The organism is Arthrobacter sp. SLBN-112 (genome assembly GCF_006715225.1).
GTDB lineage: Bacteria > Actinomycetota > Actinomycetes > Actinomycetales > Micrococcaceae > Arthrobacter.
Genome location: NZ_VFMU01000001.1, coordinates 3922375 through 3944427, shown reverse-complemented (window position 1 = coordinate 3944427; position 22053 = coordinate 3922375). Strand labels below are relative to the sequence as shown.

At 63.7% G+C, this 22053-nt stretch carries 17 protein-coding genes and 1 pseudogene; 12 read left to right on the top strand and 6 right to left on the bottom strand.

Annotation, left to right across the window (positions count from 1 at the left end; genetic code table 11):
- The first annotated feature begins 136 nt into the window (after positions 1–136).
- The 3 genes from hpf (at position 137) to secA (ending at position 4947) form a co-directional block, all read left to right on the top strand.
- A complete protein-coding gene (gene hpf / locus FBY33_RS18120; RefSeq protein ID WP_026265659.1) occupies positions 137–862 on the top strand; it encodes a ribosome hibernation-promoting factor, HPF/YfiA family in 726 nt (241 codons plus the stop codon).
- Positions 863–894: 32 nt separating this feature from the next.
- Positions 895–2106, top strand: a complete 1212-nt coding sequence (locus tag FBY33_RS18115) for a winged helix-turn-helix domain-containing protein (RefSeq protein ID WP_142031725.1) — start codon at positions 895–897, stop codon at positions 2104–2106.
- Positions 2107–2205: 99 nt separating this feature from the next.
- Complete coding sequence (gene secA / locus FBY33_RS18110; RefSeq protein WP_142031724.1) at positions 2206–4947, top strand: preprotein translocase subunit SecA; 2742 nt, start codon at positions 2206–2208, stop codon at positions 4945–4947.
- Positions 4948–5100: 153 nt separating this feature from the next.
- On the opposite strand, the gene FBY33_RS20770 is transcribed toward secA, so the two are convergent.
- Both FBY33_RS20770 and FBY33_RS18100 read right to left on the bottom strand, forming a co-directional pair.
- The gene (locus FBY33_RS20770) at positions 5101–5604 is read right to left on the bottom strand and encodes an Rv3235 family protein (RefSeq protein WP_235010611.1); all 504 of its coding nucleotides are present in this window, start codon (positions 5602–5604) and stop codon (positions 5101–5103) included.
- A 204-nt stretch (positions 5605–5808) separates the two neighbouring features.
- Positions 5809–6678, bottom strand: a complete 870-nt coding sequence (locus FBY33_RS18100) for a LysM peptidoglycan-binding domain-containing protein (RefSeq protein WP_142031723.1) — start codon at positions 6676–6678, stop codon at positions 5809–5811.
- Between the two features lie 176 nt (positions 6679–6854).
- Between FBY33_RS18100 and FBY33_RS18095 the strand changes: the two genes are divergently transcribed.
- On the top strand, positions 6855–7424 hold the full coding sequence (locus tag FBY33_RS18095) for a hypothetical protein (RefSeq protein ID WP_142031722.1): 570 nt from the start codon (positions 6855–6857) through the stop codon (positions 7422–7424).
- Positions 7425–7429: 5 nt separating this feature from the next.
- On the opposite strand, the pseudogene FBY33_RS20765 reads toward FBY33_RS18095, so the two are convergent.
- A pseudogene (locus FBY33_RS20765) lies at positions 7430–7534 on the bottom strand (helix-turn-helix domain-containing protein); the annotation flags it as partial.
- A 160-nt stretch (positions 7535–7694) separates the two neighbouring features.
- On the opposite strand from FBY33_RS20765, the gene FBY33_RS18085 reads away from it, so the two are divergent.
- The 4 genes from FBY33_RS18085 to FBY33_RS18070 all read left to right on the top strand — a co-directional run bounded on the left by FBY33_RS18085 (position 7695) and on the right by FBY33_RS18070 (position 12530).
- Positions 7695–8129, top strand: coding sequence for a hypothetical protein (locus tag FBY33_RS18085; protein WP_142031721.1), 435 nt, complete (start codon positions 7695–7697; stop codon positions 8127–8129).
- 239 nt (positions 8130–8368) lie between these two features.
- Positions 8369–9415, top strand: a complete 1047-nt coding sequence (locus tag FBY33_RS18080; RefSeq protein WP_160141973.1) for a tyrosine-type recombinase/integrase — start codon at positions 8369–8371, stop codon at positions 9413–9415.
- Positions 9412–11922, top strand: a complete 2511-nt coding sequence (locus FBY33_RS18075; protein WP_142031719.1) for a tyrosine-type recombinase/integrase — start codon at positions 9412–9414, stop codon at positions 11920–11922. The genes FBY33_RS18080 and FBY33_RS18075 overlap by 4 nt, the downstream gene beginning before the upstream one ends.
- Positions 11919–12530, top strand: a complete 612-nt coding sequence (locus FBY33_RS18070; protein WP_142031718.1) for a DUF6262 family protein — start codon at positions 11919–11921, stop codon at positions 12528–12530. The genes FBY33_RS18075 and FBY33_RS18070 overlap by 4 nt, the downstream gene beginning before the upstream one ends.
- Here the strand turns inward: FBY33_RS18070 and FBY33_RS18065 are convergent.
- On the bottom strand, positions 12527–12766 hold the full coding sequence (locus FBY33_RS18065) for a helix-turn-helix domain-containing protein (RefSeq protein WP_142031717.1): 240 nt from the start codon (positions 12764–12766) through the stop codon (positions 12527–12529). The genes FBY33_RS18070 and FBY33_RS18065 overlap by 4 nt on opposite strands.
- A 75-nt stretch (positions 12767–12841) precedes the next feature.
- Positions 12842–13021 (bottom strand): helix-turn-helix domain-containing protein, encoded by a 180-nt coding sequence (locus FBY33_RS18060; protein WP_235010610.1) that lies wholly within the window; start codon positions 13019–13021, stop codon positions 12842–12844.
- A gap of 153 nt (positions 13022–13174) precedes the next feature.
- On the opposite strand from FBY33_RS18060, the gene FBY33_RS18055 reads away from it, so the two are divergent.
- Genes FBY33_RS18055 through FBY33_RS18040 form a run of 4 tightly spaced genes read left to right on the top strand, consistent with a single transcriptional unit; the run spans position 13175 to position 21520 of the window.
- On the top strand, positions 13175–13816 hold the full coding sequence (locus FBY33_RS18055) for a hypothetical protein (RefSeq protein WP_142031716.1): 642 nt from the start codon (positions 13175–13177) through the stop codon (positions 13814–13816).
- Positions 13813–15117 (top strand): AAA family ATPase, encoded by a 1305-nt coding sequence (locus FBY33_RS18050; protein WP_142031715.1) that lies wholly within the window; start codon positions 13813–13815, stop codon positions 15115–15117. Before FBY33_RS18055 ends, FBY33_RS18050 begins: the two co-directional genes overlap by 4 nt.
- A gap of 55 nt (positions 15118–15172) precedes the next feature.
- Positions 15173–20026 carry an NAD-glutamate dehydrogenase gene (locus FBY33_RS18045; protein WP_142031714.1) on the top strand — a complete coding sequence of 1618 codons (4854 nt, stop codon included), beginning with the start codon at positions 15173–15175 and terminating at the stop codon, positions 20024–20026.
- A 27-nt stretch (positions 20027–20053) separates the two neighbouring features.
- On the top strand, positions 20054–21520 hold the full coding sequence (locus tag FBY33_RS18040; RefSeq protein WP_142031713.1) for a sensor histidine kinase: 1467 nt from the start codon (positions 20054–20056) through the stop codon (positions 21518–21520).
- A gap of 138 nt (positions 21521–21658) precedes the next feature.
- On the opposite strand, the gene FBY33_RS18035 is transcribed toward FBY33_RS18040, so the two are convergent.
- A complete protein-coding gene (locus FBY33_RS18035; RefSeq protein ID WP_003804966.1) occupies positions 21659–21907 on the bottom strand; it encodes a WhiB family transcriptional regulator in 249 nt (82 codons plus the stop codon).
- Positions 21908–22053: the final 146 nt, after the last annotated feature.

Here is a 22053-nt window from a genome sequence, read left to right as displayed (position 1 = left end):
TATGAACTAACGTCGGTGGTGGGTACCAAGAACAGAATGTACCTTTCGATGGCGGCTCGGAGAGGGGCTCGACTGTCAGACAGCCCGGCCCAGGGAAGCGCCGCCGTCGTGTCACCGAAGTCATTTGGAGGGCACCATGGAGTTTATGATCAGCGGACGAAATCTGACAGTTTCAGACCGGTTCCGCGAATATGCCGGGGAAAAGATCGCGAAAATCGAGTCGCTGGGTGACAAGGTCCAGCGGGTCGACGCGAAAGTCTCCAAGGAGACCAATGCCCGGCAGACCGGCGACCAGCTGACAGTTGAAGTGACAGTCCTGGGCCGCGGACCCGTAATCCGTGCCGAAGCGAGCGCCGCAGACAAGTTTGCCGCCTTTGACCTCGCGTACAACAAACTGCTTGAGCGGCTGCGCCGGGCCAAGGACCGCAAGAAGGTCCACCATGGCCGCCACACTCCCAAGGCCGTCCGCGAGGCCACCGCCTCACTTGAGCCCGCCAGTGCCCATGAACCGCTGTATCTTGAGGCCAACCACCGGAATGAAGCGGTGGCAGCCCCCGAAGACAAATCCCCGTACGATGTCGACAACGACATCCCGGCTGGAAACTCGCCGGTACTGATCCGGCGCAAGGTCTTTCCCGCTGCGTCCCTCTCCCTCGACGATGCCGTAGACAACATGGAGCTTGTCGGCCATGACTTCTACCTCTTCGTGGACAAGGCGACCAACACGCCCTCCGTCGTGTACCGCCGGCGCGGCTGGACCTATGGGGTCATCACCCTGGACCATGAATGCGAGCCGGGAGACACAGTGGTGGAGGAAAAGATCCTCGCCTACCGCTCCGACGACGCCGCCGCCAACGCTTAGGGTGGACAAAACCATCATCAGAGAGGACTGAATTGTCGGCAACGCTGAGCCTTGACCAGGCACGGCGGATCGCACTGGCAGCGCAGGGACTCCATAAAGGACGGCCCACCGGCCCCGTGACAGCACGGGCGGTGGGCCGTACTTTTGCCCGGCTCCAACTCGTCCAGATCGATTCCGTGAACGTCCTGGTCCGCAGCCACTTCCTGCCCTTCTACTCCCGCCTTGGCAGTTACGACCGGGACATACTGCAGCGCATGTCCGCCAAACATCCCCGGCGCATGCTGGAGTACTGGGCACACGAGGCGAGCTACATCCGGCCGGAGCATTACCCGGATCTGCTTCCATGGCAGAAGCGTTCCTGGGTTGGCGCCTCGCGGCTGGACCCTGGGCTCCGCGATGACGTTGCAGCCAGCATCGTGGCGGTCCTGGCCAGCTCACGGCCCATGACGGCCTCCGAACTGACCGCACATATTGGCCATGTCGAGGAAAAACAGGTCACCAACTGGGGGTGGAACTGGAACGCGGTGAAACGGGTCCTGGAACACCTGTTCGAAGAGGGACTGGTATCGGCTGCCGGCAGGACGGGGCAATTCGAGCGCAGGTACACGCTGACCTCCAAAGTCCTCCCATTTCCGGCCCCAGTGGCAGGGGAAACGGATCCAACAAGTGCGCTGCAGCGGCTGACCGAAGCGGCTGCCCGGGCGCACGGAATAGGAAGCATCCGGTGCTTCGCCGACTACTTCCGGACTCCCGTCAAGGCAACGGCGCTGGCCGTTGCGCACCTGGTGGAGCAAGGCACGCTGGAACCGGTCAATGTGGCGGGTTGGAAGCGGGAGGTCTACCGGCATGCGGAGGCAGCCCTGCCCCGGCGGGCCACCGGCCGCGCGCTGCTGAGCCCATTCGATTCCCTGGTCTTTGAACGCCGGCGCCTCCTGGAACTGTTCGGCTTCCATTACCGGATCGAGATCTACACTCCGGAGCCCAAAAGACGTTTTGGTTACTACGTCCTGCCTTTCCTGCTGCGCGACAGGATCGTGGCGCGGGTTGACTTGAAAGCGGACCGGCCGGCTGGCCGGCTGCTGGTGAGATCCGCCTTTGCCGAGCCGGACGCGCCGGCGGACACCGCCGTCGAACTCGCTGCCGAACTGAAGCTGATGGGCCAGTGGCTTGGCCTGCCTGACGTGGAAGTGGGACCGGCGGGAGACCTCGCTGCCCGGCTGGCACAGGAACTGGCGCACCTGTAAGGAGTATCCGCTCTCAGGGAAAAGGGGCACCCGCCGCGTGTCTCTCCCGTAGACTGAACACGCCAGAATTCGGCGGCATCAGACTGGGAGCATCTTCACGTGGCATCACTTATCGAAAAAATTCTCCGCACGGGTGACAAGAAAACACTCCGGCAGCTGAGGAACTATGCCGATTCCATCAACGCCCTCGAAGACTCCTTCAAGACCTTTACCGACGCCGAGCTGCGCGAGGAGACGGACCGTCTCCGCGAACGCCACCGGGATGGCGAAAAGCTCGACGACCTGCTTCCGGAAGCGTTTGCCGCCGTGCGGGAAGCGTCCTCGCGGACTTTGGGGATGCGCCACTTCGACGTTCAGTTGATGGGCGGGGCTGCCCTGCACCTGGGGAACATTGCTGAAATGAAGACCGGTGAAGGCAAGACCCTGGTGGCGACCGCTCCCGCCTACCTGAACGCCCTCACCGGCAAGGGCGTCCACGTGGTCACCGTCAACGATTACCTGGCCGAATACCAGTCCGAGCTCATGGGCCGCGTGTATCGCTTCCTCGGCCTCACCAGCGGCGTCATCCTCGCCAACCAGGACCCGACAGTGCGCCGCCAGCAGTACGCAGCCGACATCACCTATGGAACCAACAACGAGTTCGGGTTCGATTACCTGCGCGACAACATGGCATGGGACCGGAACGAACTGGTCCAGCGCGGCCACAACTTCGCCATCGTCGACGAAGTGGACTCCATCCTGATCGATGAGGCCCGTACGCCGTTGATCATCTCCGGCCCTGCCCAGGGGGACACGAACCGCTGGTACAGCGAATTCGCCAAGGTGGTGCTCCGGCTGCAGCCCGAGAAGGACTACGAAGTCGACGAAAAGAAGCGCACCGTTGGCGTACTGGAGAGCGGAATCGAAAAGGTCGAGGACTACCTTGGCATCTCCAACCTGTACGAATCCGCAAACACCCCGCTGATCGGGTTCCTGAACAACGCCATCAAGGCCAAGGAGCTGTTCAAGCGGGACAAGGACTACGTCATCCTGGACGGCGAAGTCCTGATCGTTGACGAGCACACCGGCCGCATCCTGGCCGGGCGCCGCTACAACGAAGGCATGCACCAGGCAATCGAGGCCAAGGAAGGCGTCGAGATCAAGGCGGAAAACCAGACCCTGGCCACGGTCACCCTGCAGAACTATTTCCGCATGTACGACAAACTTTCCGGCATGACCGGCACCGCCGAGACTGAGGCAGCCGAGTTCATGAGCACGTACAAGCTGGGCGTAGTGGCTATTCCCACCAACCGGGACATGCAGCGGATCGACCAGCCGGACCTTGTGTTCAAGAACGAGGTTGTAAAGTTCGACGCCGTGGTGCGGGACATCGCGGAACGGCATGAAAAAGGCCAGCCCGTCCTGGTGGGCACCACCAGCGTGGAGAAGAGCGAGTACCTGTCCAAGCTGCTGGCCAAGGAAGGCGTCCGGCACGAGGTCCTGAACGCCAAGAACCATGCCCGGGAAGCTGCGATCGTTGCCCAAGCCGGCCGGAAGGGCGCCGTCACCGTGGCCACCAACATGGCCGGCCGCGGCACGGACATCATGCTGGGCGGCAACGCGGAGTTCACCGCAGTTGCCGAGCTCGCCAGGCGTGGGCTGGACCCGGAGGAGAACTCCGAGGAATACGAGGCCGCCTGGCCTGCGGCGTTTGAAGCTGCCAAGCAGTCCGTAAAGGATGAACACGAGGAAGTTCTGGACCTCGGAGGCCTCTATGTCCTGGGCACCGAACGGCACGAATCACGCCGTATCGACAACCAGCTCCGCGGACGTTCCGGCCGCCAGGGCGACCCCGGCGAGTCCCGGTTCTACCTCTCGCTGACCGATGACCTCATGCGGCTCTTCAACTCGGGGGCCGCGGAACGGCTGATGAACAGCTCGGTCCCGGATGACGTCGCACTGGAATCCAAACTTGTCTCCCGTGCCATCGCCTCCGCGCAGGGGCAGGTGGAAGGCCGGAACGCCGAGCAGCGCAAGAACGTGCTGAAGTACGACGACGTCCTCAACCGCCAGCGCGAGGCGATCTACAGCGACCGGCGCCGCATCCTGGAGGGCGACGACCTGCACGAGAAGGTGCAGTTCTTCATCGAAGACACCATTGTGGCCCTGATCGACGCCGCAACCGCGGAAGGCAACGGCGACGACTGGGACTTCCATCAGCTGTGGACGAACCTCAAGACGCTCTACCCGGTCAGCGTCACGCCTGAAGACATCATCGAGGAAGCCGGCGGCAAGTCCCGGGTCACGGTTGAGCTGCTGAAGGAAGAGATTCTCTCTGACGCGCGCCTGGTGTACCAGGCCCGCGAGGAGGTCATCGGTTCCGAGAGCATGCGCGAGCTCGAGCGCAGGGTGGTCCTTTCCGTCATTGGCCGCAAATGGCAGGAACACCTTTACGAAATGGACTACCTGAAGGAAGGCATCGGCCTGCGCGCCATGGCACAGCGCGATCCGCTGGTGGAGTACCAGCGCGAGGGCTTCGCCATGTTCCAAAGCATGATGGAAGCCATCCGCGAGGAAAGCGTGGGGTTCCTCTACAACCTCGAGGTGGAAGTAACGCCTGCCCAGGATGTCGTAGTACAGGACGCTGCCGGCGGACACACCGAGCACGTTGACCCGCAGGTCCACGCCGCAGGCCTTGAAGCCCCCGAGAAGCCGGCGCAGCTGCAGTACACGGCTCCCAGTGAAAGCGGTGGAACCCAGACCCGGGTGGAAACCCGGTCAGGAGGCGGACGCTCCGGGAACCCTGCCAAGGCAGCTGCCCAGGATGCGGCCAAACGCCCCGGGAAAAAGAAAAAGCGTTAGCAGAACAGCTGTAATACCCGCCGGCGGCGGCAAACAGGGCAGGGGCGCACGCGTCCCTGCCTTTTTTGCATTTCGCCGCCTGTTTGCATATTGCCCGCTCCGCATCATTCGCCGCCCCGGCTTCTACTCCGCCGGTCTTTTTTCAAGGGGGCGTCAGCCGATGACAAGTTCGACGACCCGCCACACCTGCTTGCTGCGCTCAAGCCGGACAGCGACGGCGCGGGCCCGCACATCATCCACCACCACGGCGCTGGCCTCATAGATTCCGTCGGCTACCTCGCAGACGCGTACGGAGCGGACTGTTGAATTCCTATGCAGCCTGGCCAGCGAGGGGTTGCCCGTCCTGGTGATTTCGCGCCTGATCAGCGCAGCGCGGTGCTGCAGCGATGCCAGGCAACGCGGATCCAGGCGGCGCGCCAACTGGTGGATGGGACGGATTCCGGCCAGGACCTCCATGGATGCCTGAACCGTCCCCCGGATAATGGCCCTGACTTCCGCAGCCTCACTGACCGGCTGCAGGGATGGAGGGTTTGCCCGGGAAGACTGGGCCGCAAGCACCGTCGCCGGCACTGGCCGGGGCTTGACGGGGCTGCCCCCCGCTTGCCTGGTGTTGGCGGCCAGCTCTTCAACGGACCGGATGGATGTCAATGCTGTCATGGTGTTCCCCCTGCTTGGATTGGCTCGTAACTCGGCCGGCCGTGTCTTCGACTGGCTCTTGCTTGGTTGACTGGAATGGTTTGGTTTGGCGGGTGCTGCGGCCTGCCGGACAGGGCAGGGTGGGCGATGCAGGGTTGCATCGGCTGCTGATCCGGCGTCCGGGGCCGGAGGTCGGCGCCGCTGGCGGGCGGGGAGTGGCAGCGGCTACGAAACTGCCGGCGCGTGGAGTATCTGGCCCGGCAGCAGGACATCAGGGTTCCCGCCGATCAGCGCACGGTTCGCTGAATACCACCGCGGCCATTCAAGGGCGACCTCCACGTCTGAAGCCTCCGGTCCCAGATAGGCAGCAACGATGTCCCACAGCGTGTCGCCGGCGAGTACGGTCACCGCCGTCGTCGGGCCGCCCCTGTCAATGGCTGCGGTGTCACTGCGACCCAACCCGGGGCCGGCAGTGGTCCTGGCCTTCGGTGCGGCCAGCAGTCCCGGTTCCACCACCGGGGGAGCCGGCTGCCATCCGGGGTTGAGCCCGGTGACGGCTGGTGGGGTGCCGGATTCCCATGCCGGTGAAGGACCTTCGCGGCCGGCTGATGGTGCTTCATACGGAAGTGGCTGGTTTTGGACCTGTTCGCCACGGGGGTTGTTGGTGGCGGTAGGCTGCGGCGCGTCATGGCGGGCAACCGGGCTTGATGCAGCGGATGATGCCGCCTGTTCCTGTGTTGGTGTCCACTCGGGCCCTGCCGTGCTTATCACCCCCGCGTTCGCGGGGACACCTGTCACGAGTTGCAGTGAGAGTGCGGCAACCACTGCCCGCTGCATGAAAGCCGGCGAAAGCCGTCGCGCGGCCGCTGCGGCCCGGTGTCGTCCCAGGCGTTCCAGCAGAACGGACGCACAGGCACTCAGGATTGAGACCGCCCACCAGAGTAGAAGCGAAATGCCGGCAACTGCTGTGGCCCCGCCCAAGAGGATATCCACCGATTCGCCTTGGTGCCGCGCCATGGATTGCTGCCACTGGGACAGCAGGCCCACTGCGAGGAGGGAGAGCAGGATGCCAAGCATCAGCAGGGCCAGTGCCATACCTGCATCCCACCCGCGGATCCTGCCAAAACGCGCCATTACTGCCCCTTTGATGCCGTTTGATGTTGTTTGGTCCTGCTTGATCAGTCTGAACTGCCTTCAAGGCATTTGTCCATACGCTGGATTGAAAAAGATCCAGCGTTGACGGGCGCGGCCGGGCACCCTACTGTGACGGGATGCGCTGGGATGCACTCTTCAATGACATGGAAAGCCAGCTGGCGGAGGCAGACCGGCTGGCGCTCGACACCGAGCTCAACGAGCGGACGCGGGTTGAGATGGTGAGCCTGCCGCTTGAGGACAGGCTGCGGGCGGCGGTGGGTCACCGTATTGGGGTCCAACTCAGCTGCGGTGACATGGTGCAGGGCGAACTGACACATGCGGGAGCGGATGCACTGGTGCTGTATGAAGACCAGACCCAGGTGCTCATTCCTTATGCGGCCGCAATGCGTTACGTGGGCCTGGGCAGACAAGCGCATGCGGAGAACTCACCGGTGCGCCGGTCCATAGGCCTCGCGCACGCCCTGCGCGGCCTGGCGCGCGACCGGGCGGAGGTCTCGGTGACGATTGGCGGCACAGCCGGAGCCGTGCGGCTGGCCGGCGTCATCGACCGGGTCGGCAGGGACTACATCGACCTGGCCGCGGTGGTACCCGGCGAGCCGCGGAGGAGTCGCAGCGTAGGCCAGGTTTCAGCCATACCCTTCACGGCGCTGGCGATGATCAGGTCCCGCAAAGCCGACGGAAGCTAGGGGAGTCAGACAGTTTTGGAGCGCGACTCCTGGATCATGCGGCTGGCCTCGGCATAACGCTCCTGGATGTACTGCTCCAGCATCTTCTCTTCGACCCGCCATTGTCCGCGGTTATCTTGCCCTCATTCGGTTGTGAGTATCGTGTGTTTGAGCCATTCCTACCTCGTTCCTAACGCATACCGCAATCATTGTGAGGATGATGGGTGCCGTCGAATAGCCAGTTTTGAATGGGCTATTTTGGTCAAAGGGCTCTGGGTCTACGCTCGAGGCATGGCAAGACGGATCGAAGGCCCGGCCAGTGCCGGGGACAAAGGAAAAAAGCCGCCTTTCGAAGTCCTCTTTGCTGTTTGGGCGTTGCTCGCGGCAATAGTCGGCATTGACTTTCTTGGCGTTCTGGCCATTTTGGAGATGGTGAAAGAGCCCCAGCCGGCTTGGGTTCCCTGGGTTTCCGGGTTCATCTTGCTGCTGCTTTCCGTCATCGGCGCCAGTTTTGTCCAAACCCTTAAAGATGGCGATCGGAACATGCGCTATTACCTGAGCTACACCGTCTTGCTGTGCGGGTTCGGGTTCTCGTGGCCGCCATCTTGGAGGTGGTTGCTCTTTCTGATCCCGGTAGTTCTCGTCGGCCCCCTCTGGCTGCCACGAGCTCGTCGCTTCTTTGATGAGGCCGAGGATGATTCCCCAACGGAATCTGTGAGTCCGTAAGCGCCTGGGCCTATCGCGTAACGAAGACAGGGACCTTCCCGGATCATTCACACTCTTGCGCAGAAGGACGAGACTCTCGACGGCGAAGGAACCCAAGATGGGGTTGTCGTTTGGCAATCGTTAATCCTCTTGCCTAGCAGAGTCCGTTGTTTGCCCTCACTGGCGCCCGATAGCTTTCGTTTGTGGCGACTTTTCAAGCGGTACAGATTGCTCTCGGCGCAGAGACGAACGTGTGGGTTGTGGTGGACGACCGCTTCGTTCTCGGGGAAGTATGTCGTGGTTACGCGCTGTGGTTGGCGCATTCGGGGCGTGCCGTCAATACCCAAAAGGCCTATCAACTAAGGCTGGCGAGGTTCCTCTCGTGGTGCGCTGAAACGGATACCAGGTGGGAAGGGCTCCGCTTCCACGAGCTCGCCGCTTACAAGGCCAGCCTTGAAGGGTTGCCTGACAAGAGTGGGGGCAGGTTGTCGGGGAAAACGGTCAACGCTCATGTGACGGCCGTGATGGTGTTCCTGCGTTATGCCGTGGCCCACGGCTTCGGGACCGACCAATTGCGGGCGATGGTGGAGGGTGGCCGCCACGCCGTGGCGTCCCTTGGTCCCCAGGGGCAATGGAAGACGGCTCCGGCCAGGCCGGTGAAGGCCCGGGAGATCAAACGACGGCCAGTGGTCCTGACCCGGTCACAGATCGGCCGTGTCCTGGAGGCGGTCGAGAGGCCACGGGACAGGCTCTTGGTGTTGTTGATGCTGCGTTGCGGCCTGCGGGCCGGCGAACTACTCGGCCTAAGGCTGGAGGACATGCACATGCTGCCCGACTCCGGCCATCTGGGCTGCACGGTTCCCGGGCCCCACGTCCATGTTGAACGGCGCAGCAACCCGAATGGGGCCTGGGCCAAGTCACCGTATGAGCGGAACGTCCCATTGCCTGCCGATGTTTGTGAGGTCCACGCCGCCTACATGGACCAAAGATACGCATCCCTGGGCGGCAATCAGCCGGACGCGTTGTTCCTGTCTCTGACCGCCAAAAACCCGGCGCCCTTGGGATACCCGGGGCTGCACCGCATGCTCGCCGCCGTTGGAAAGACCACGGGGTTGCCGATCCGGGCGCATCAGTTCCGGCATACCGCAGCCACCAGCTGGGCACGGGCCAAGGTCGACCCGGATGTCATCATGGGACTGCTGGGCCACAGGTCATTGGCGTCGACGTCGATCTATCTGCACCCGTCGCAGGAGGAGCTTCGCAGAGCGGTGGAAGAAACCCTGCCCGGTAAGGATGCACCGCAGTGACAGCCTCCGCCGAATTCCTCCGCCGAGAATCGCCGGTCCCCGAAGCCGGCTCCTATCTGGCCTTTCTGGAATCCATGATCGAGCCCCAATGGCGCCCCGGCGAATGGGACCACAAGCTGTGGCTGCTCGCTGCAGACCCGGACAATCCCTTGACCGGGATCTACCCCTGCCCGACGCCCGGGTGCCCCCGCGTCGCGACCGTCACAGGACGCCTCTGCCGTTCCTGCACCAGTGGAGAACCCGGTGCCGAACCCGCCCCGGCAAGGCGTTGGTCCCCGGAGCCCGATGCTCCGCGCTGCATCGTCGGCTCAGCCGGACGGAACTGCCAGGCCATGGGCATGATCAGGGGGCTCTGTCACCTGCACTACGGCCGCTGGCACCGCAGCTTCGACAATGGGCAACCCCGGCTCAGCGTTGAGGAGTTCGCCGCGGCCGACACCATCATGTATCGGGCCGGCAAGCCCTGCGCATGCCCAGGCTGCGGGGAAGAATCGAACCAACGCGCCACAAGGCTCTGCCTCTGGCACCACAGCATGTTCCGTAGACTCACCAAGCTCGGCGTCGACCTTGAGGCCTTCACCGCGGTCGAACGCCCCCTTAACCTCCGCTACCACCGCCATGTGTTCTCCTTCATCGATCTGCCACCGATCCTTCGGACCGAACTGCTGCTCGTCCTCCAGGAACGGGACCGCAACTCTTTCCGGATCCTGCCGGTCACGATGCGCCGGATAGTCCGGACTGCCATGGAAACCCGCGCCCGCTCCATCCACCGGCTGCTGGACACCGAAGAGGCCCGGACCCGCCGCGACGCCAGCGTCATCGGGTTCCTCCGGCACGCCGGCCTGATCACGGCCCGCTGGCGATACCGCCACTCCGGTCGCGACATGCGCTCCGAAGACGTCTGGGACGCGGCCGTCATCGGCCTTCGCATAGACCGGACAACCCACACGCTCTGTTCCAAAGGCACTCTCGATTTCCGCCCCATCAGCGTCGACTGGCTGCGCGAGGCCGCCAAGGACTACTCCCGGCACTTCGACCTCGCCGCCGACCAGGTGCGGGACGTCATCCGCACGATTCAGGTCGTCTCGGATGCCTTGGCACGCCGCCCTCACGGAACCCGGCCCGAGCTCCTGACCCGGGCTGACTCAAACGCAGTCGTGGACGCCTACCGCCACCTCACCGACACCGACGGCGAACCCCGCACGGACTCCGTGAAATACGACTACTTCAAGCTCTTCCAACGGATCCTCCGAGATGGCGGGGACCTCGAAACCCTGGCCCGGGTCAGCCCCAGGTTCATGTTCATCACGGCGGAGTCCCTCCCCACCGCGGCGCGCGCCAGGAACCCTGGGAAGGCGATCCCGGAGCACATCATCAGGATTCTCGATGCGAACCTGGAACTGCTCGCCGTGGACGAGGCTTATGCCATTCCGGTCGGTCGGACCCGGGCCCTCCATAACCTGATGCTGCAGACCATCTACCAGCTGCTGCGAGACCTCGGCCGGCGGCCCACGGAAATCTACTCCCTGCCCCGCGACACCCTGCGGGAAACCGACGACGGCCAGCCCTACATCATCTACAACAGTCTCAAAACAGCGGAGTACGGGCTGGAACTTCCCATTCACCGCTCCACCGCCCGCGTCATCCAGACCTGGCAGAGCGCGCTTGGGACCATCGAGGACATCCACCCCGACGCTGCCGGCTACCTGTTTCCCTCGCCACGGCGCTACGGCCCCCAGTCACGGACCCACATCACGCCCACGGGCTTTCACACCAACTACTGGCGCTGGATCGACCGGATCCGGAAGTTGCCGGACGTCCGGGCCGACCCGGCGAAACCAGCCGACTTCCTCACCAGGTCCCGGATGGGCCTCTATAACTGGCGCCACACCTATGCCCAACGACTCAGCGACAACAGCACTCCACCTGATGTCATTCAGGAACTGATGAACCACAAGAGCTTCACGACCTCCACCGGATACATCAAAATCACCAGGGAACGTCAGCGTCAGGCCATTGAGACCGTCAACAGCACTACGATTGACCGCCGGGGGCTGCTCCACGGACCCAAAGACTATGCGGCCTATGTCCGGGAATCCGTGGCGACGCCGCTGGGGCTCTGCACCGAGCCCAGTAACGTCAAAGCAGCCGGACAATCCTGCCCCGTCCGCAACAAATGCGGCGGCTGCCAGTACTACCGGGCCAACCTCTCCCACCTGCCCCAGATCGACGCCCACATCGTCGCCCTCACCGCAGACCTCGCCGCAGCCGGCGACATCGCCGAACCCTGGATCCACCAATCACTCAAAGCAGAGATCAGCTCCTACAAACGAATGCGCACCGCGCTGCTGAAGGAAAAATCCAAGCTCACCCCCGAGGACAAAGCCGCCATCGATGACGCCGTCACGCTCCTGCAGCAAATCCCTCCCGCAGCGCCTCACCTTGAAGCCGCCGGAGAGCGTCGGATGCTGCCGCTGACACCCGTCCGAACCGCGGACCGGACATGAGCGAAAAACGGCAGGCAGCCATCGCCGGGCTCATTACGGCCAAGAAAAAGGAAAGCAAAACCAAACAAGCCCTCGTCCGGAAAGCAATCACCCGGCTCATCAACTGCTCCGAACTGCTAACCGTCTCCTCGGTCGCCAGGGCAGCCGGGGTCAGCCGCTGGCTGATCTATAACACCCCGGAACTGAAAACCGCGGTCACCCGCGCCGCCGCGCAGCAGCGTGCGACCTGGGCCCAAGGCCATGAACAGGCAGGGATGACACCCAAAGGCGCAGTGACCGAACTCCTGCGGCTCCAGGAACGACTCGCCACCGTTACCCGGCAACGCGATCACTACAAACGCGCAGTGAACACCAACCTCGCCGAAGCGCTGGCAGGGAGAACCCCGGAACAGATGGCCAGCTACATCAGCGAACTGGAAAGCCAACTCAGCACAGAACGCACGAGCACTGAACAGGCCCGCACCGCGATCTCACTACTCGAAGCCCAGGTCGAAGACCTGAACGACCAGCTGCGCGCCGCGCAGTCCATCAACAGGACCATGATGAAACAACGTAACGACCCGGCGTCCGTTACAAGGCTCGAGGCCCGAATGCCTGAAGATCGCTAGTTATCGTCCGGCCCGGGCCGGCCCTCAGAAGACTGCGCACGGACATACTCGGCGGTCTTCTCATAACCCCGGGAAATGTATTCCTCTAAAAGGCGCGACTCAACCCGCCACTGCCCCCGGCCCCCAACCTGAATCGCAGGCAACTCTCCTGACCGGACCAGGGCATACGCCTGGGCTGAGGAGATGTTCAAAATCTCCGAAACATCAGCCAACGCCAGAAACCGCTTCTCAGCCACAGCACATCACGCCCCAAAGACTACCCAACCGGGCCCCACGATCCTCACGAACCGCACAGAAATCAATCACCGGAATCAGGCCCTCTGCCCATAAACTCCGGGCAGAAATGGCATCGACTCACGTGACTGAGCAAGATAACCGCGGCCGCCCACCTGGATGGCCTTCAGTTCACCGCTGCGGACCAGGGCATAGGCAGCAGGGGAGTTGATCTGGAGCTGTTCCGCGACGTCCGCGAGTGTGAGGAACCTGGGCATGCATCCATTTTGCCATCAAGTGGTTCAGTTTGTTGCTCTTATCCACAGATTGGCGGCATTTAAGCAAATGACTTTTGTTCCCCGGGGCTTGCAGTAACAATGAGGAAGTCCGGCCAGCGCGGGCAGGTCCGGTGTACCCAGGGGGAGAACGGTATGGTTCCTGATTCAAGTGCCACTGCAGCACGGCTGAAGCGTCCATCGTGGAAGGACCCCCGGCTGCTGGTGGGAATGCTCCTGGTCCTGGTATCAGTTGCCGGAGTCATCTTCCTTGTCGGCAGTGCAGACAGGACCACAGAGGTCTACGCCGCGCGGGACGGCATTGCGGTGGGTGAGCGCCTGACGCCGGAGAACGTGGTCCGCGCCAAGGTCCGGCTGGGCGACACTGAACAGCACTACGTCACCGTCGAGGCCGGCCTGCCCCAGGACGTTGTCGCCGTGCAAAGGATCGCGAAGGACCAGCTGGTCCCCAGGGCAAGCCTTGGGGAAGTGGATCGGCTGGACCGGAAGCCTGTAGCCCTCAACATCGAGCAGACTTTGCCCTCACAGGCAGTTGCCGGCGCCCGGGTTGATGTCTGGGTTGCACAGCCGGATGCGAAGAATGGATTCAGCGAGCCCAAGTTGATCCTTCCCGGAGCGGAAATTGCGGAGGTCACCACTGGATCCACAGCCCTTGGATCGTCAAAGACCACCGTGCTCATGGTGCTGGTGGAGGACAAACAGATGCCTGCTTTGCTTGGTGCGCAGGCAAATGAGGCGAAGATATCCGTGGTGTGGAACCCGGGTGGCGCCCGATGAGCATCCCCGTTGTCACCGTAGGCCAGAGCCGTGAGGACCTGGTAGGCGGCCTTGAAAGGCTCCACGGCCCGGTCACCGTGGTTCGAAGGTGCGCGGAACTTCCGGAGCTGCTTGCTGCCTGCCAGAGCGGACTGGCAAGGGCGGCCGTCGTGGCCGAGGGGTCCGAGGGGCTGAGCGCTTCCCTGGTCGATCGTCTGGGAGCTGTTGGCGTGGCAATCATCGCCCTGACTGATAATGCGGAGGAGGCAGCCCGGCTCCGCAGGATCGGTGTCGCCTCGGCGCTTACAGGGGTTGAGTCCGCTGAGCTTTCGGACGCGATCGCCGACGCCGTCGCCCAGTTGGCGGGCGGGCTTCGTCCGGCCAACCTCAGTGCGCCAGCCGATACCGGGGCTGCGCTGGCAACAGATCCCGTTGTGCCTGAACTGGACGCGGAGGGGTCCGGGGCCGGGGAGCTGATCGTTGTCTGGGGTCCTGCCGGATCCCCGGGACGGACTACTGTGGCGGTGAACATTGCCGGTGAGATGGCAGCTGACGGCCGGGCGGTCCTGGTGGTCGACGCCGACACGTACGGCGCCAGTGTGGCGGCAGTGTTGGGTCTCCTGGACGAGTCAGCCGGGCTTGCCCAGGCGTGCAGGCTTGCCGACCAGGGGCTGCTGGACGCGGACGCGCTGCGTAAGGTGGCCGCCACGGTCGCCACCACAGCCGGGACGTTCCGGGTGCTGACTGGCATAACCCGCGCCGACCGCTGGACTGAGCTCCGTGCGCCTGCCCTGGCGCTGGTGCTTGAGCGGGCGCGGCAGATTGCGGACGTTGTGGTGGTGGATACCGGATTTTGTCTTGAGGCGGATGAGGAGCTGAGCTTTGACACCATGGCGCCGCGGCGGAACGCGGCCACACTGCGCCCGCTGGAGCTGGCTGACACGGTCTATGCCGTGGGAGCTGCTGATCCTGTGGGCGTACCGCGGATGGTACGTGCACTTGCCGAACTGGAAGAAGCGGTCCCGCAGGCATCTCCCACCGTCATCATGAACAAGGTGCGTTCCTCCTCTGTCGGAAGGGCGCCGGAGCGTCAACTGCGGGATGCCTGGGAAAGGTATGGCCCCGCGTCCGGACTCAAGGCGTTCCTGCCGTACGACCCCGCAGCCGCGGACGCAGCGCTCCTGGCAGGATCGCTGCTGCTCGAAGCGTCCCCCGGCTCGACCCTGCGGCACGCCATCCGCGAGTTGGTTTGTGCACCCGACCAGCGAAAAGCGAAATCATCTGTATTTTCTTCCACACCGAGGCGAAGAGCAAAGGACTAGGCTCGCCATAAGAGCTGCAAAGGTGCGGCGAATATCTCTAATGGAGGCGTTGTCGATGTCGTCTGGATCCAGTGTGGAGGACCAGCCCCTTTCCATTGAAGGCCTTGAAGGTTTCATGGGGGACTACTACCAGCACCTGGCCGAGGAGGATGCCCGAACCTACTCCCGGGACGTATTGGAGTCCCGCGCCGGGGAGCACAGGCGGACAGCGTCCGTACGGCAGCCCGGGCAGGCAAAGATCTCGATCATGGACGAAGAGGACAGCAGCGTCATCTTTGTCGTCACCGACGACATGCCGTTTCTTGTCGACTCCGTGAATGCAGAACTTGTCCGGCAGCACGCCGCCATCAAGCTTGTGGTGCACCCACTTTTCGTGGCCGCCAGGAACCGGGAAACCGGCGAACTGGTCAAGGTCAACAGGGTCCCCGCGCATTTGGGCATATCAAGCGGCGATACCGCGGCCATGCCAAACCTTTCCCACCTCATCGCTCAGGGCGGGAATGCCTCGCACATGGAGTCGTGGATCGCCGTCGAAATCCAACGCGTCTCCGACGACGTGAAGGCGTCGCTGCTTGAGGGGCTCACCCGCGTCCTGAAAGACGTTCGGGCGGCCGTCGAGGACTGGCCCAAGATGCGCCAAAAGGCCAGGGAAATCGCCGAAAGCCTGGACCAGGTTGCCCATCCCGCGCAGATTGCCGAACTGCGGCAGGCCAAGGACCTGCTGCGGTGGCTCGACGACGGGAACTTCACCTTCCTGGGCTACCGGGAATACGACCTGCTCAACGTTGACGGCGAAGACGTCCTCGAACTGCGCGAAGACAGTGGCCTCGGGCTTTTGCGCGCCGCCGCCGACTCCCCCCACATCCAGCACCTCACGGACACCGGCCGGAAAAAGGCGCGGGAAAAGCGCGCCCTTGTCATCACTAAGGCCAACTCAAGGTCCACTGTGCACCGCTCGGCCTACCTGGACTACATCGGCGTCAAGAGCTTCGACGCCGCGGGTAATGTCAACGGCGAGCGCCGCTTCATTGGACTCTTTGCCACCAGCGCCTACGCCGGCTCCGTCCTGGATATCCCCATCGTCCGCGAGAAGGTGGACGCCGTGCTGCAGAGCGCGGGGTTTCCGCCGGACTCGCACTCGGGCAAGGATCTCCTGGGAATCCTGGAAACCTACCCCCGTGACGAGCTCTTCCAGATTGAAATTCCCGACCTCGCCGCCACCGCGCTGGGAATCCAGAAGCTGCAGGAACGGCGGCGTACCCGCCTGTTCCTGAGGCCGGACATCTACGGCCGGTTCATGTCCGCCGTCGTCTACCTGCCCCGCGACCGCTATACCACCAACGTCAGGCTGCGGATCGAACAGGAACTGAGGGAAACGTTCCAGGCGGTCTCAATCGATTACGAGGCCCGAATGACGGAGTCGGCGCTCGCCCGGCTGTTCTTCCGCATCCGGCTGCCCAAGGACGCCGACGTCAGCCACGTCAACACCGACGAGCTGGAAAAGCGTTTGGTCCGGGCCGCACGGTCGTGGAGTGAAGGAATTGCCGAAGTCCTGCGCGAGGGGCGGGATCCGGCCGAAGCAAAGGAACTGGCCGCTATTTGGGCCGAAGCGTTTCCTGCCGGCTACCGGGTGGACTACGAAGTAGAGGACGCGCTTGAGGACATCGCGCGTTTCGAGAAGTACGGGGCCGCCGCTGAGCGGAAGTCCGGGGAGCGGCAGGACCGTCCGGGCGTGCACGTGTACCTTCCGGAAGGTGCCGGCGCTACCCTGGAAGAGGATGCCCGGGTCAAGCTCTACATGCTGGAGCCCAAGAGCCTGAGCCAGATTTTGCCGTATTTCCATAACCTCGGACTCGAGGTCCTGGACGAACGGCCGTTTGAGATCGAAACAGCAGACCGCCGCGACTTCTTCCTTTACGATCTTGGATTGAAGTACCCGGCCGGCGTTGACCCCGTCTCCACGGGGGAGCTCCTTGCCGAATCCTTCGGCGCAGCTGTCACGGGCGCTGCCGAATCGGACAGCTTTGACCGGCTGGTACTGCGGGAGGGCCTGCAGTGGCGGCAGATCACCGTACTGCGAGCCTACGCCCGCTACATGCGCCAGATGGGCAACAGCAGCTCGTTCGGCTTCATGGCGGACACGCTCCTTGCAAACGCCGACGTGACACGAGGTCTCACGGCACTCTTTGCGGCCCGCTTTGATCCCGCCCTGAGCGATGAAGACCGGTCCGAGGCCCAGGAGTCGGTGCGCCAGGAGCTGGCGGCGTCCATCGAGAAGGTGGCAACGCTGGACGCGGACCGCGTGCTGCGCACTTTCGTCAACCTCATTGAGGCCACCCTTCGCACCAACTTCTACCAGGACAAGCCGCACCTGAGCTTCAAGCTGAACCCGGCGCAGATCGAAGGCCTGCCCTTCCCTCGGCCCATGTTCGAAATCTGGGTCTACTCCCCGCGCGTTGAGGGTGTGCACCTCCGGTTCGGCAAGGTGGCCCGTGGCGGGCTGCGCTGGTCCGACCGGCGGGAGGATTTCCGGACAGAGGTCCTGGGCCTGGTAAAGGCGCAGACGGTCAAGAACGCCGTCATCGTGCCCACCGGTGCGAAGGGCGGGTTCTTCGCCAAGCAGCTTCCCGATCCCTCCATGGACCGCGCGGCCTGGATGGCTGAAGGCGTTGAAAGCTACAAGACGTTCATCCGCGGACTGCTGGATCTCACTGACAACCTCCTCACTGAAGGCGACGGCGAACGGCTCGTGCCGCCGTCGAACGTTGTCAGGCATGACGACGACGACTCCTACCTTGTGGTCGCGGCGGACAAGGGAACGGCTACTTTTTCCGACATTGCCAACAGCCTCTCCGCCGAGTATGGCTTCTGGCTTGGCGACGCCTTCGCCTCCGGCGGCTCCGTGGGTTACGACCACAAGGCCATGGGCATCACCGCACGCGGCGCCTGGGAATCCGTCAAACGCCACTTCAGCGAACTGGACCTGGATACCCAAACGGAGCCGTTCACTGTGGTGGGCGTGGGGGACATGTCCGGCGACGTGTTCGGCAACGGAATGCTCCTGTCCCGGCACATCCGGCTGCTCGCAGCATTCGACCACCGGCACATTTTCCTGGACCCCAACCCCGACGAGGAATCCTCGTTTGCGGAGCGCCAGAGACTGTTCGAGCTGCCCAGGTCCTCCTGGGACGACTACGACAAGTCCCTGATCAGCGAAGGTGGCGGAGTCTTCGTCCGGCAGGCCAAATCCATCCCTGTGTCCGCCCAGGTGCAGGCCGCGCTGGGGCTCCCGGCGGACACCACCGAACTCAGCCCTCCGGAGCTGCTGCGTGCCATCCTGCTGGCACCTGCGGACCTGCTCTACAACGGCGGGATCGGGACCTACGTCAAGGCGAGCTCCGAGTCCAACGCGTCGGTGGGCGACAAGGCCAACGACTCGATCCGCGTCAACGGCCGGGACCTGCGCGTCAAGGTGGTGGGCGAAGGCGGAAACCTGGGCATGACCCAGCGCGGCCGCATTGAAGCAGCTTTGCAGGGCGTCATTCTCAACACCGATGCCATCGACAACTCCGCCGGCGTGGACTGCTCCGACCACGAAGTGAACATCAAGATCTTCGTTGACCGGATGGTCGCCGCAGGCAAGCTGCCCGCTGCGGAACGGGCTGACTTCCTCGCCGCCATGACCGATGAGGTGGGCCGGCTGGTCCTCGAAGACAACATCGACCAGAACATCCTGCTGCTCAATGACCGGACCCGGGTGGCGGAGTGGAGCCCGAGCTATGAAAGGCTCATGGACTGGCTGGAGAAGAGCGCCGATTTGAACCGGGACCTGGAGGCGTTGCCCACCACGGCGATGCTGCGGGACCGGCTGCAGCAGGGGCAGGGCCTGACGTCACCGGAGCTTTCGGTGCTGGCCGCCTATGCCAAGATCGAGCTGGCAACGGCGCTGCGCGACAGCGACCTTGCCGAGGACCCATGGTTCCGGCAGACGCTGCGTTCATACTTCCCGCACCAGCTGCGCGAACGCTTTGACGCGGAGCTGGACACCCACCCGCTGCGCCGGGAGATCATCGCCACGGTGGTGGCGAACGACATGATCAACCTCGGCGGGATCACCTTCGCCTTCCGCGTCATGGAGGAGACATCGGCCAGCGAGGTGGCCGTGGCCAGGGCTTTCGTGGCCCTGCGCGAGGTGTACGAACTGGATGCGATGGTGGGGGAGCTGAACAGCCTGCCTGCCTCGTTCCCCACGGAGCACTGGAGCACGGTCCATCTGGATATCCGCCGGCTTTTGGACCGCGCGGTCCGCTGGCTGCTGAGCCAGGAGAGCGTTTCACGTCCCATCGCTGATGTGGTGGCCGAGTTCAAGCCGCTGATGGATCCGATGCGGGCCCGGCTGCTGGACTACCTGCGCGGCGACGACCGGGAACGGGTGGCGGAGTGGCTGGCGAAGGGCCGCGAGTGGCAACTCCCCGAAGGCCTTGCACTGCGCTGGGCCGAGCTGTTCGAAAGCTTTGTACTGCTGGACATCGCCAAGATCGCCCGGACCCGGAAAGACCCGGTGGAGCAGATTGCCGCCGTCTACTACACGGTGTTCAACCGTTTCCATGCCGACTCGCTGCTGGAGCGGATCACCAGCCTGCCGCGCCAGGACCGGTGGCAGGCACTCGCCCGGGCCGCCTTGCGCGACGATCTGTATTCAACGGTGTCGGACATGACGACGGCGGTGCTGGACGCCACGTCCGCCGCCGACTCACCAGATGCACGGCTCAAGGAGTGGGAAGCACAAAATGCCGAGCAGTTGGGCAGGGCAAAGAGCATGTTCGACGAGGTGAACGCACTGGAGGCCGACGACATGGCCTCACTGTCGGTAGCATTGAGGCTCTTGAGGTCAATCGTCCGACGCTAGCAATCCGGCGTCGCAAATGGAGGTGCAGTGGCAATCTTTACGGACCCCATCAGGGAACATGCTGATTTCGGGCCGGGCGATGCCGAATGGCTGCACCTCCTGGTGGGGGACTGGCAGATGGTCGCGGACCTGGCGTTCGCCGACCTGGCGCTCTGGTTCCCCCACCCGGAGCTAGGCTATATCGCCTTGGCCCACGTGCGGCCTTCCACCACGCACACGGCGTTCCACAGCGACTTTGTGGGAGAGGGAATCCGCTCCGACCTGCAGCCGCTCGTGGACAAGGCGTGGAACTCGCGGTCCATCGAGCGGTCCAGTGAGACGAACTGGAACAGCGAGATGGCGCTGCGGGTGGAGGCGGTTCCCATGGTCCGCAACGGCCGGACCCTTGCGGTGGTCACCACCCACATGGACCTCTCCAGCTCCCGGATGCCGTCGCGGCTGGAGTTGACCTACCGCCAGTGCGCCTATGACCTCCTGCGAATGGGCACGCTGGGGTTGTGGCCGGACTTCGCCTCACCTACCGGGTCCCGCCGCGGCGCCCCCCGTGTGGGGGACGGCCTGATCAGGCTGGACGCAGATGGCGTGGTGCAGTACGCCAGTCCCAACGGGGTTTCGGCCTTCCGGCGACTGGGTGACGGCGAATCCCTGGAAGGCCGTTCCCTGGCCGAGGTGACCGCCGGCCTGCTCAAGGACCGGCGCTTGGTCGATGAGACCCTGCCCCTGGTGGTCACCGGACGCATGCCATGGCGCAGCGAAATCGAGTCGCGCGGGGTCAGCCTGTCCCTGCGGGCCATTCCGCTGCGGGATGAACAGCAGCGGTTCGGGGCCCTGGTCCTCTGCCGTGACGTCTCCGAACTGCGCCGGCGCGAGATGGAGCTGGTGACCAAGGACGCCACCATCCGGGAAATCCACCACCGGGTCAAGAACAATCTCCAGACCGTGGCTGCGCTCCTGCGGATGCAGTCCAGGCGCATGGTCAGTGACGAGGCGAAGCAGGGCCTGGAGCAGGCGATGAGGCGTGTGGCGACGATCGCGCTGGTCCACGAAACCTTGTCCCAGGGTCTGACGCAGAGTGTTGATTTCGATGAACTGATCGGGCGCCAGTTCCGGCTTTCTGCCGAAGTGGCTTCCCCCTCGCAGCAGGTCAGGACGGAACGCTCCGGTACATTCGGCGAGCTGCCCAGTGATCTCGCCACACCGCTGGCCCTCGTTATTAATGAGTTGGTGACCAATGCGGTGGAGCATGGACTTGAGGGCCGGGCGGGAACAGTCTGGCTTATTGCCGACCGGTCCGAGGGGGATGACGGCGAAGAGCTGACGGTGACCATTGCCGACGACGGAGTGGGGCTTCCACATACTCCGCACGTTGAGGGCCTCGGACTTCAGATTGTGCGGACACTCGTCACCAGCGAGCTTGGGGGGACCATCACCTGGGAGCGCCGCGAGGGCGGTGGGACCGAGGTTAAGATCCGGCTCAGCCTGGCAGGGAAGTAGCGGCACCGGTTGGGCCTGCGGGCCGGCCGGGGAGTACAACAAGCAGAGGCCCCTGGACGATCCAACGTGGATCATCCAGGGGCCTCTGTCATGGGGTTGCTTAGACCCGGGCTTGGGGTCGGGCGGTGCCGGGCCTATCTAGGAAGCGCGGCGTGCCCGGGCGGCGCGCCGCTTGAGTGCGCGGCGCTCGTCTTCGCTCATGCCGCCCCAGACGCCGGCGTCCTGGCCGGACTCAAGGGCCCACTGCAGGCAGGTGTCTACGACGGGGCACCGGCGGCAGACGCTCTTGGCTTCCTCGATCTGCAGGAGGGCCGGTCCTGTATTCCCGACGGGGAAGAACAGTTCCGGGTCCTTGTCGAGGCACGCTGCGCGGTTACGCCAATCCATGCTGATCAGTTGCTCCATTTCTGGGAAAAGCCCTTTGTGAAATTATTCACTAGTGGCTACAAAGGAAAAGGGCCCTCTGGGCCCCCTTGGTCATCTTCATCAAGCCTGTCATGTTAACGCGGTGTAAACAAGGGGTAATAACGCTT

Excerpts from the sequence above, each read along its gene's own strand:
- hpf (WP_026265659.1), top strand. The coding sequence starts at position 137 with ATGGAGTTTATGATCAGCGGACGAAATCTGACAGTTTCAGACCGGTTC.
- FBY33_RS20770 (WP_235010611.1), bottom strand. The coding sequence starts at position 5,604 with ATGACAGCATTGACATCCATCCGGTCCGTTGAAGAGCTGGCCGCCAAC.
- FBY33_RS18100 (WP_142031723.1), bottom strand. The coding sequence starts at position 6,678 with ATGGCACTGGCCCTGCTGATGCTTGGCATCCTGCTCTCCCTCCTCGCA.
- FBY33_RS18095 (WP_142031722.1), top strand. The coding sequence starts at position 6,855 with ATGCGCTGGGATGCACTCTTCAATGACATGGAAAGCCAGCTGGCGGAG.
- FBY33_RS18085 (WP_142031721.1), top strand. The coding sequence starts at position 7,695 with ATGGCAAGACGGATCGAAGGCCCGGCCAGTGCCGGGGACAAAGGAAAA.
- FBY33_RS18070 (WP_142031718.1), top strand. The coding sequence starts at position 11,919 with ATGAGCGAAAAACGGCAGGCAGCCATCGCCGGGCTCATTACGGCCAAG.
- FBY33_RS18060 (WP_235010610.1), bottom strand. The coding sequence starts at position 13,021 with ATGCCCAGGTTCCTCACACTCGCGGACGTCGCGGAACAGCTCCAGATC.
- FBY33_RS18055 (WP_142031716.1), top strand. The coding sequence starts at position 13,175 with ATGGTTCCTGATTCAAGTGCCACTGCAGCACGGCTGAAGCGTCCATCG.
- FBY33_RS18050 (WP_142031715.1), top strand. The coding sequence starts at position 13,813 with ATGAGCATCCCCGTTGTCACCGTAGGCCAGAGCCGTGAGGACCTGGTA.
- FBY33_RS18045 (WP_142031714.1), top strand. The coding sequence starts at position 15,173 with ATGTCGTCTGGATCCAGTGTGGAGGACCAGCCCCTTTCCATTGAAGGC.
- FBY33_RS18035 (WP_003804966.1), bottom strand. The coding sequence starts at position 21,907 with ATGGATTGGCGTAACCGCGCAGCGTGCCTCGACAAGGACCCGGAACTG.